The organism is Halorubrum sp. Ib24, from assembly GCF_002252745.1.
Lineage (GTDB): Archaea > Halobacteriota > Halobacteria > Halobacteriales > Haloferacaceae > Halorubrum.
In genome coordinates this window covers 25,800-34,782 of record NZ_NHOX01000001.1, presented here as the reverse complement: position 1 = coordinate 34,782, position 8,983 = coordinate 25,800, and the positions used below count along the sequence as shown (strand labels likewise).

Below are 8,983 nucleotides of genomic sequence, written 5' to 3'. Positions count from 1 at the left end.
TAGCTCGCTGTCCAACCGTGCGTTGTGCGCGTGATCGTACAAGCAGCGAACAACCGATGACGCAGTAGGGGCCGGACGCCCCCTGATCGGAGGGCGTCCCGGAGAGATTGGTCGTCATAGCCCTTGTCGCCGGCGAGACTTTCGATTTTCTCGGTGTTACGAAGGGCGACTCGACGGCCAGTCTGGGTGTCGTGAGGCCAGTGTGCCGAGCAGTGAAGATCGAGGATGGCACACAAGTCTGTATCGACGAGTGCCGTCGTTTTGAGCGTGCGTATGTGGCGATCAGAGCGGTGTTGGTAGTGTCTCGATGCCGTTTCCCGATCGAAGAATGTGGCATCGATGGCACCGTGCGAGCCCGGATCGCAGATGGTCGCTGACTCATGAAGGAAGCCGCGCCACACTGACATGGGCACCCTCTCAAACGACCGGTACAGCGTTGAGGGTGCGGGAAATGCCGTTCGAGCGAGCTGTAACAGACCACGAACGCGATCCATTTCACTCGCCCAATCGACGACCTCGCGGTACGTCGCATCCATATGAACCCGCAAAAAGTGGAGCGTGACATGCTTCCAGCCGGGAAATCCGTTGCCAGTCGGATCACTCACCGCCGTTGGACTGGCGGCGCAGCGCTTTTGAGCCAGCGACGCCGCTTGCTTAACGAAGCGGAAGAGGAGTTTAGCCGGCTCTGTTGAAATCCTCAGCAGGTGATATGTTTTTGCAGCTGTGCTGAATATAGAGCACGAGTCGGTCAGCGCCATCAGCACCGTTTCACGATCACACTATACTCGTCTCAGCGGCGGGTACGCAAACCCAGCAATATTTGAACGTCGCCGGAGACAACACGCTTGATGCCCTCCATTATCGATGAGACCGTGTTCGGCGAGCCCTCTAGAGGGGTTGGACTGGTTTTTCTCTGTGGCACACTTCTGATAGCCGGGCAGCAAGCGTACTACGTCATTCTAAAAGGGGCGACGCTCTACTATGCCACACTATTTATTGGTGCTGGGATGGCCCTCTCCGGCATTGCCGAGTCCTTGCCAAAATCTCGACGACGGGCTTCTGGTGCCCTGCGACTCACAGCGATCGCTGTACTGGCGGGTATTCTCGTGATCGGCTTCGTCAGGCCCGAGCTCCTCTTAGTGTGATTGAGCCGGTTGGGTTGAGTTCACCGCTCTTGTAAGGAGTTCATTCGCACGGAGGACTCATTGGGAGTGACCGAAAAGACAAGGGGTGAACTTGCTACACACACCCTCTGTATCTCGCACGACGGTCCTATCAGTTCCTAAGGATTTCAACAGAGCCGTTTAGACACATTCGGCTCTTCCGCTTCGCTCCCATCTTCAGAGCGACGCTATCCCGCCGCCTTCTGCGGATTCAACAGATCAGTCAAACAGGAAATTCACCACTTAGAGGGCCCCTGTTATGCCGATGAATAAAAATAGTACACCTAATCCGCGATAAAGCCAGACAGGGTGTTGGACTCTTCAGATCGGCTGGGCGATGAATGCCGAAGGAACTCAAATCCAACCGTGTGAATTCGCTTCGGAAGTACAATGTAGGCAAGCCCAAGGATTACAACAATGATGTATCCAACGTGCCACAGAATGTTCATATATCGTTTTTAACAGAGCCAGTAGTTATATTGTCTTCTTTGGAAACTGGTAGGGTATGCTGTCCAGACGGGATCTTCTTACCGGGATAGCTGGTGGGTTAAGTCTTTCAGCAGGCTGCCTCGGTACTGATGAAACAATCGCACGTTGTTCGAGCAGAGGTGAAGGAAGTGGGAATCAACATCTCCGGTCAGTGGCTCCGATAACCGGGGAAGAGGAAGTAGCGCTGGGAATCATGGTCTCAGAGGCCGATGTCTCGAATAAACGATTTGATGCGATCAATGTACGAAATGTAGATGGTGGCCTTATGACCCGTATTCCCCTTGAGACAAATCGTGGGATGAGTAGCCTTGATCCTGATAATCATCCGGTGCTAAGTTCGGAAAGGGGTGAACTGTATGCGGTATCGCTCAATGAACCACCAGTTCATGATGAGGTGGTGGCTTCGCTCGTGAATCCTGCAAGTGAACAAATTACTACTGCTCGATTACGATATAACTGCTACTCAGAGGATGGGAGCCTTCCCTAATTTGCGAACGCAGCGTGGAATATTCTTTCTCGCGGTCTTGACGATGTAGGAGTGGGTCACTCCAAATCAGCGTCTGTGGAGACTGCGTTCCCGTGGATACACCTGTATCTGCAAAGCGCATCGTTGAAACAGGAAGCCCCATCACCAGAAGTCTACGACTTCTGGTTAGCAGTCAGAACTTTTTGAGTTTTGACAGCACCCTCAAGGAGCGAACCGCATCAGCGGTGAGCGAGTAGGGTGGGGTAGTTCACATAAACGTCTATGGATACGTTTCTGTGGATTAAATCGCTCTTGTAGCCTTCAGCCGAATTATTACGGTTCTTTCACTATCGTACCGATGGATATGCCCTCCAATCCGCGTCGATCGTTTCTTGGGATGGTGAGTACCGCAATTGGGAGTAGTCTCGCCGGGTGTGCTAGCTTACAGTCGACCGACCCAGACACACCTAGCGACGAGACAGAATCTGCGGCCGGGACATCTGGTGAGTCCGAACCACTTGCATTGCCGTCGGTCGTGACGCGAGATAGTTTCCCTGACGGGGACGTGGTTCTCAAACCAGACGGGAAAATTGTCCTATTAAATTTTTTCACAACATGGTGTCGACCGTGTCAGGAAGAGATGCCGGAATTTCGGCGGTTGCGTGCGGAGTACGACACTGAGACGCTGCATATGGTCTCGATCACGCCGGAAGTGGACAAGAAACTCATCCAAGAGTTTTGGCGAGAGTACGACGGGAAGTGGCCAGTCGTCACTGATCCAGCCCTGATTGCGACCAACCGGTGGAACGCGAACAGCTACCCGACAAACCTAGTGTTCGATGTGGATGGGACCCCTGCGACAGGAGATAGATCAACGGTGCGAGCACGCACGTTCAAGGAGTTTACTTCGATAATCGATCCGCTTCTCACGGAATCATAACAATGACCAGTTTAACGCTTTCGGCGTTGTTCGGGCTGTCGTTTTCGGCTGGCGTCGCTACATTCTTCGCCCCGTGTGCGTTCCCGCTACTTCCTGGTTACCTTTCGTATTTTGTGAGTGATACGGTATCGGAACCCGACGGTGACCGTTCGACGCTCGGCTTCACCCACTCAAGCGCGGCTCCTGAGTCGGATGGGTTCCTCTCACGCTTCCACCAACCGGTTGCTCGCGCAGCACTACTGAGTCTGCTTGCCGGCGCCGGAATGACACTCGTATACGTCGGATTGGCAGGGACGACCGCGTTTTTCGGCGCGCAGGCGCTTGCAGACATCGCCATCCTCGAAGTGGTCGTTGGTGCCGTGTTCTTGATTACCGGTGGGGCGATGGTTGTCGGATGGAAGCCCACTTGGTCGGTTGTCCGACTGCCTGCGCGGGAACGATCGCTTACCGGGTTCTTTTTGTTCGGCGTGCTGTACGCGGCGGCTGCAGCTGGATGTACGGCCCCGTTGTTCATCGCAGTTGTGCTGAAGGGAATTTCAGTCGGGCCAGTTCTCGGGATCGGTGTTGCGGTATCCTACGCGTTCGGGATGACTGCGATATTGGCCGTGGCCACGGGCCTGACCGCGCTCGGCGGTGCATCGTTCACTACTACACTGAGTGCATACACAGATCGGATTTACCGGATTGCGGGCGTGCTCCTCGCGGTATCAGGTGTCGCTGAAATCTATTATTATTTCTATGGATTTCCCAGGGTGATCCCGCAGTGATCAATCATCGCCTCACCCTCACGTTAGCTGTGTCAGTACTGCTTCTCACTGCAGGATGCGCAGGTACCCTCAATACCGACTCAGACTTGGACTCAAACTCAGCTGAACTTACCGCTGATGATGTGGCCGACACGTCTGTACTGATCCAAGCACACACGGAGACGCTTCGGACGAACTCGTTTACTGCCCACGCTACCACAACAACGCAGGATCAGAACCGCACGTTCCGAGTCAGGGACGAGCGAACGTGGCGCGTCGATGCGAAGCCGCCGGTTCGGGTGTGGACAACCAGTCAGTCGACGATCACCGGCAATGCGCCGGAGCGGTATGAACAGGCATCTGAGAGAATGTCGGCGTGGCGGCAGGGAAACACAACGACCGTTCGCATCCAGTCAGGTAACGAAAGTCGGACCCGAAACGCGGATCTGCTTAATACGTCAGTGCGACTCAACAGCGCTTTCCACCGGCAGTTGCTTTTGCGATTCAGCGAACGACAGAACACGACCGTCGAAGAGGTAACGCGGAACGGTATTCGACTGTATCGAGTTCAAACTGACCTGAATAAAACACACGTCACCTCAAACGCGTCAATGACGCTGCTCGTCAACCCAAAAGGGTACGTCCAGCGTATTGAGACCAGACAAACGGTTAAATACCGATCTGGACCGCGCGTCATTACTCAGACCGTACGGTTCACTCAAGTCGGAAATACGACGATCAAATCACCGGAGTGGGCGAACCAGTAGTCCCCCGACATTCCCAGTAGCACCGAAAAACCGGCTCTGTTCTTCTGCCTGTCCTTTGACGAATCTAGTGCCAAAAAGACTCTCAAACGCGCTGTTTCTGGCTGAAATTGTCTCAAGAATAGGAATTCAACAGAGACGCTTCTTTGTTCTTTGTGCTTGGAATGTGGGTCTTTTTGGGTGCCCTCCTTCCATGCTTAGGTATGCCCTCCACGAATCGACGTGCGGTTCTTGCTGCAGTCGGTGCAGCGTCTCTTGGCAGCATCGCGGGATGCTCGTCCCGCCAGTCCGACGAGCCACCGACTGGCAGCCTCAGAGTCATCAACAACGACGAGACCGTTCCGCACTCCATCACGATGCATGTCACGGATGTTGGCACTGCGCTGGGCGAGGAACCGTATTCAGTTATAGGCGAGACGTCAGCCTCATCCGCACAGCGGAACCTTTCAGCTTCGACGACACTCGAACCCGGTGGCATCGAGACGTATGACTCCGTCTTCAGTGAACCCGTGTGGTACGCCATTGAGTTCACGGTGGACGAGCGGCCACCGGACGATGAAGCCGGCCACGTCGTCTACTCGCCCATCCCGGACGACGAACCAATCGGGCGCATGTTAACCGGGAAGGTGGGAAGTGCCAGTGACTTCTGGTGGACGATCAGCGCAACCGAGAATGCGGGCACATTCAATCTCTAGAAAACACTGTATTAACAGGCGGAAACGATCACTCACTAACTACACTGTCTGTATCTAAGGCTCCAATCATAGTTGTCCACCTACAGGACTACCTCTGAGTTACTAGAAGGGGAAGTCTCGGAGTCGGTAATTCGTTCATTGGGCATTGTTTAGACGCTGAAGAGGCCCTCGTCCCGGTGATCAACTCTATTAGGTACACTTTCCACGATAATATCCAGATCTGGCAGGTCAATGCACCAAAGCTACTTATTATGAAAGTGAGCAGCTACATCTATGAACCGTCGTTCCCTCCTCCAATCTCTCATAGCCGGAGGTACTCTACTGACAACTGGCTGTGTTGGATCGCTCTCATCCACTGCCGACCAACCGGAGGCGCCCCACGTGTTTGAGAATTATCGATTCGACGGCACAGACCTCGTCGTCAAATTCCGGGATGCCGCCGGCGTGCAGAACGCCGTTCTGTATAATTCGTCTACAGACGAAGAATACGAGACAATCAAGCAGCCACTGGGAACTATTCGGTTTCCGGTGGTATTCCCGGAACGGCTAGAAACGTACATCGCTGACTCGCTTCACGTAAAGGCCAAAACATCGGACGGTTGGGCCCGCCAGTGGATACCGGAGATCGTCCACGCACACACGGAAGATGTCGAGGTACTCCGTGATGGCCGTGCTCGATTTGAGATCGAAAATCAGGGTGAAGCCCCGCTCCTCGTCCGATTCGCCGGGATTTACGGTGATGTCCCAAATCCGACGGTTGATCCGCAGAGCGAGTCGTTCGATCGGTCGTCATTAAACTTCGGTCCAGGCGTTGTTGGTATTGGGCAGAATCGTCCTCTGTCCTCGTCTAGAACTGACCTCGTCGTGTCTCCGGGTGAGACGGCACCGTTCGAGACGACGTACGCTCCATTTGCGTTCCCCAACGGTGCAGATATAGAAGACTGCGACGGTGAGGAAAGAACCGCTAAGATTGCAATCGTTCACGCTTCCGGCGGAAGTGCTTCCTACACGTTTTCGTTCTGTCTCGACGGTGAACTAACTTCCATCGAGGGACAAGCGGCAGAGGTCTGTAATAGCGCGGATGCTGAGGGAACGGAGACTAAGCCATAATTTGTTCATCAGGTTGGCTGTACCAGTGTCACTACTCATCAGGGGATAGTTTAATCTCTGTGAGGCTCTGTTGGAATTATATTCTCATCTGAAACAACTGTTCGCTAAAGCCTGCGTAGTAAGGGAAGGCCCAATTCCAGCATCTCAAATGATAACCACCTCCCAAAAACTAAGCAATTGGGTCGAATGTGGATATTATGGCTATCCGAAACGGTAAACGTCCTACTGCCCGACTAGATCCGGCGATCGCAGTGGAATGTATTATCGTAACCGTCATTTTGGTTGGCCTCTACGTGTGGCAGCGCATCCTTTCTGATGCCTTGTTGGCAGTGTTCGGTTCGCCTCCCTGGTTCGAAGAGGGTCTGATGGACGGCATGCTTTCGGGAGGGTTGTTCATCGCCGGACTTGTACTGTTTACTGCTGGGTACGTCGCCTACCGGGATGTCGATAGCGGGCTTAAGTTGCCGGAACGAACTGACGTGTCCCTAATTGGGCTCGCGGGATTGGCACCTGCTGTGCTCGTCGGACTGACCAAACTTGTTGGCTCACTCACCGGAGTTCCGTATAACTCGCTCACCATGACCTCCTACGCTGCCGACGTATCGGTGATACCAGTGCTGCTTCTCGCTGGGCTGGGAATTGGTGTTGGGGTTCCCACGCTTGTGATAGTCAGTCAGGTACTCGTTCAGGGAAGCTTCAAACAGGTTGCCGGAGGAAACACCGCTATCGTCCTGACGACGCTCATAACCGGATTCGTGATGATGGGCAATACTGGTGGGTTGGCAACAGTCCCCGACCTGGGGAAACTCGTTGGTGCCGTCCTGTTCGCCATCTCGGTAGGCGCCGGGGTCTTCGCTGTTGAGTACGTTAGCAGTGAACGACTTCACTACGTAGCGTACGCTCCGGTCCTACTAGTCGCTGCAGTCATTAGCCTCTCGGGGATCGCTGAGATCGGATCTATCGCCGGCGGCCTGTTCGTGGCCACGCATCTCGCGGTGCTTGGTATTGCCGCCTACACCTATGAACGAACCAACTCGCTTCTTGCCCCAGCACTCGCATATACTAGCCTCTCACTGGCAAACACAACAGTGGTCCTCCTCTATGAAGCAGGGATGCAAAGCTGGTGAAGACTGAAACCCTTTAAACGGCTAGCGGACTTGATAATCTGTTCGAGCTTGGGGTAATACACCCTTGGAATTAGCGTTAACTATTTTCCTGTACTGATACTGTGTGACTCGATATGTCGGGTAGATGGGACTTCAACAAAGCCATCTGTGAAAATATCGCGGGAGATCCAAGCGAACTTCTAGACTTGAATGTTGGCTTCTACCGGCAAGACATCCAGTAGCCTCTCCACTGCTCAGTTGATGCAGCCAGCTTAGTTCCTACTGATTGTGAGGGTAGTATGATTCCACTCCACGTCGTTCAGCGGCTAAACAGGGCCGCTTCCTAGCGTTCTGGTGGTCGTATTTTCTGTGTCAGTGGTGGACCTGTTTGTTGGCGTCCGGATCTCAACTGATTCGTCGTCGTACACGTTCATGGTCTCGATCACGGTTCCGTTCTCGTCGACCCGCTGGACGATGACTGCGGGCGCCTCTTCGATCTCCCCATTCGGATCCGTTTCACCGGGCGTCTCAACGGGAGTCTCACCGCCGAGGAACTGGGTGATTGTGTCGGTTTCTTCGAACGCGTCAACGTCGCCGGACCGAGCGTCGACAAACGCGACGTACGCGATCCCGCTGTTATCTTCGGGGACAACGCGTACTTGCCAGTACTCTCGGTTGTCGATAACGGTGAGGATCGGTTCGGCTGGGGCAAAGCGGTCCCAGTCCGTCTGCGGCGCTGATTGCCTGACAAGATCCGCTGCTCGCTGCGGGCCGAATAGCGAGTCGGCTGGTACGTAGCGCTCAAAGGCGCCGCTTTGGCCGTCGATCGTCCACAACTCTTGGAGCCCTTGTGCGTCACCGTAGGGTTCGACAGCGACAACGTACTGCGGGCCCGACTCAGTAAGTATAAAGAACGGCTGATCGTTTCCGTCGCCGGGCAGCGGTGCAATCTCGATTTCGTCTTCGTGGCTGGTGTAGGTGTTGAGGATCCCGTTGCGGTACTTCGTCGCTGCGACCGACTGGAGTGCGAGTTTCTCGGGGTAAAGCTGCTGATTGTCAAGAATCGGACTGGAAGCAGCCTCAGAAGGCGAGAGCGTTTCGATCGACCCGCTTGGATCGATGACGGCGACGCCTCCCCACTGAGGCGTGGTGTGCGGAAGCGGCGTCAGATGGAACTGCGGCTCCGAGTACGGGACGGCGATATACTGGGTATCGTTGTGAATGACCATCTTGGGGTCGCCGTAGTCAACGAGATACGCCTGCGATTTGAGGAGTTCCCACCGGTAGTTCCGGTGGAAGATCGTTCCGACGCCGGTTTCGAGCTCGCCATCAACGGACCGTACGTTCGCCTGCTGGGTCGTCATGTCGACGAGGACGGTCCCGGCCTGTCGTTTAGTGATAGTGTTGAACAGGCCGTCCGGAGCGAGCGGTGCCGCCCAGTAGGGGGTCCCGTTCACCACGCTGATGTCCGTATCACCGACGCGGTACTGCGGCCGGTTGAGCG

General features: G+C 54.7%; 9 protein-coding genes and 1 pseudogene. 8 read left to right on the top strand and 2 right to left on the bottom strand.

Annotation, left to right across the window (positions count from 1 at the left end):
- Nucleotides 1-758, bottom strand: a 758-nt coding sequence (locus DJ82_RS00190; RefSeq protein ID WP_241881345.1) for a transposase, incomplete at its 3' end; no start/stop codon positions are given.
- Nucleotides 759-848: 90 nt separating this feature from the next.
- On the opposite strand from DJ82_RS00190, the gene DJ82_RS00185 reads away from it, so the two are divergent.
- From DJ82_RS00185 to DJ82_RS00150, 8 genes and pseudogenes are all read left to right on the top strand, one after another.
- Nucleotides 849-1,145, top strand: a complete 297-nt coding sequence (locus tag DJ82_RS00185) for a hypothetical protein (protein ID WP_094580770.1) — start codon at nucleotides 849-851, stop codon at nucleotides 1,143-1,145.
- Nucleotides 1,146-1,668: 523 nt separating this feature from the next.
- Nucleotides 1,669-2,139 (top strand): hypothetical protein, encoded by a 471-nt coding sequence (locus DJ82_RS14305; RefSeq protein ID WP_141212061.1) that lies wholly within the window; start codon nucleotides 1,669-1,671, stop codon nucleotides 2,137-2,139.
- 3 nt (nucleotides 2,140-2,142) lie between these two features.
- Nucleotides 2,143-2,375: pseudogene (locus DJ82_RS00175) on the top strand (RNA-guided endonuclease TnpB family protein); the annotation flags it as partial.
- 101 nt (nucleotides 2,376-2,476) lie between these two features.
- The gene (locus tag DJ82_RS00170) at nucleotides 2,477-3,058 is read left to right on the top strand and encodes a TlpA disulfide reductase family protein (RefSeq protein WP_094580769.1); all 582 of its coding nucleotides are present in this window, start codon (nucleotides 2,477-2,479) and stop codon (nucleotides 3,056-3,058) included.
- Nucleotides 3,059-3,060: 2 nt separating this feature from the next.
- Nucleotides 3,061-3,825, top strand: coding sequence for a cytochrome c biogenesis CcdA family protein (locus tag DJ82_RS00165; RefSeq protein WP_094580768.1), 765 nt, complete (start codon nucleotides 3,061-3,063; stop codon nucleotides 3,823-3,825).
- Nucleotides 3,826-4,771: 946 nt separating this feature from the next.
- Nucleotides 4,772-5,263 (top strand): hypothetical protein, encoded by a 492-nt coding sequence (locus tag DJ82_RS00160; protein ID WP_094580767.1) that lies wholly within the window; start codon nucleotides 4,772-4,774, stop codon nucleotides 5,261-5,263.
- Between the two features lie 273 nt (nucleotides 5,264-5,536).
- Nucleotides 5,537-6,373, top strand: a complete 837-nt coding sequence (locus tag DJ82_RS00155) for a hypothetical protein (protein WP_094580766.1) — start codon at nucleotides 5,537-5,539, stop codon at nucleotides 6,371-6,373.
- 293 nt (nucleotides 6,374-6,666) lie between these two features.
- Complete coding sequence (locus tag DJ82_RS00150; RefSeq protein WP_094525118.1) at nucleotides 6,667-7,500, top strand: hypothetical protein; 834 nt, start codon at nucleotides 6,667-6,669, stop codon at nucleotides 7,498-7,500.
- Nucleotides 7,501-7,805: 305 nt separating this feature from the next.
- Here the strand turns inward: DJ82_RS00150 and DJ82_RS00145 are convergent, their stop codons facing one another.
- A complete protein-coding gene (locus DJ82_RS00145) occupies nucleotides 7,806-8,936 on the bottom strand; it encodes a hypothetical protein (RefSeq protein WP_241881344.1) in 1,131 nt (376 codons plus the stop codon).
- Nucleotides 8,937-8,983: the final 47 nt, after the last annotated feature.

Excerpts from the sequence above, each read along its gene's own strand:
- DJ82_RS00185 (WP_094580770.1), top strand. The coding sequence starts at position 849 with ATGCCCTCCATTATCGATGAGACCGTGTTCGGCGAGCCCTCTAGAGGG.
- DJ82_RS14305 (WP_141212061.1), top strand. The coding sequence starts at position 1,669 with ATGCTGTCCAGACGGGATCTTCTTACCGGGATAGCTGGTGGGTTAAGT.
- DJ82_RS00170 (WP_094580769.1), top strand. The coding sequence starts at position 2,477 with ATGGATATGCCCTCCAATCCGCGTCGATCGTTTCTTGGGATGGTGAGT.
- DJ82_RS00165 (WP_094580768.1), top strand. The coding sequence starts at position 3,061 with ATGACCAGTTTAACGCTTTCGGCGTTGTTCGGGCTGTCGTTTTCGGCT.
- DJ82_RS00160 (WP_094580767.1), top strand. The coding sequence starts at position 4,772 with ATGCCCTCCACGAATCGACGTGCGGTTCTTGCTGCAGTCGGTGCAGCG.
- DJ82_RS00155 (WP_094580766.1), top strand. The coding sequence starts at position 5,537 with ATGAACCGTCGTTCCCTCCTCCAATCTCTCATAGCCGGAGGTACTCTA.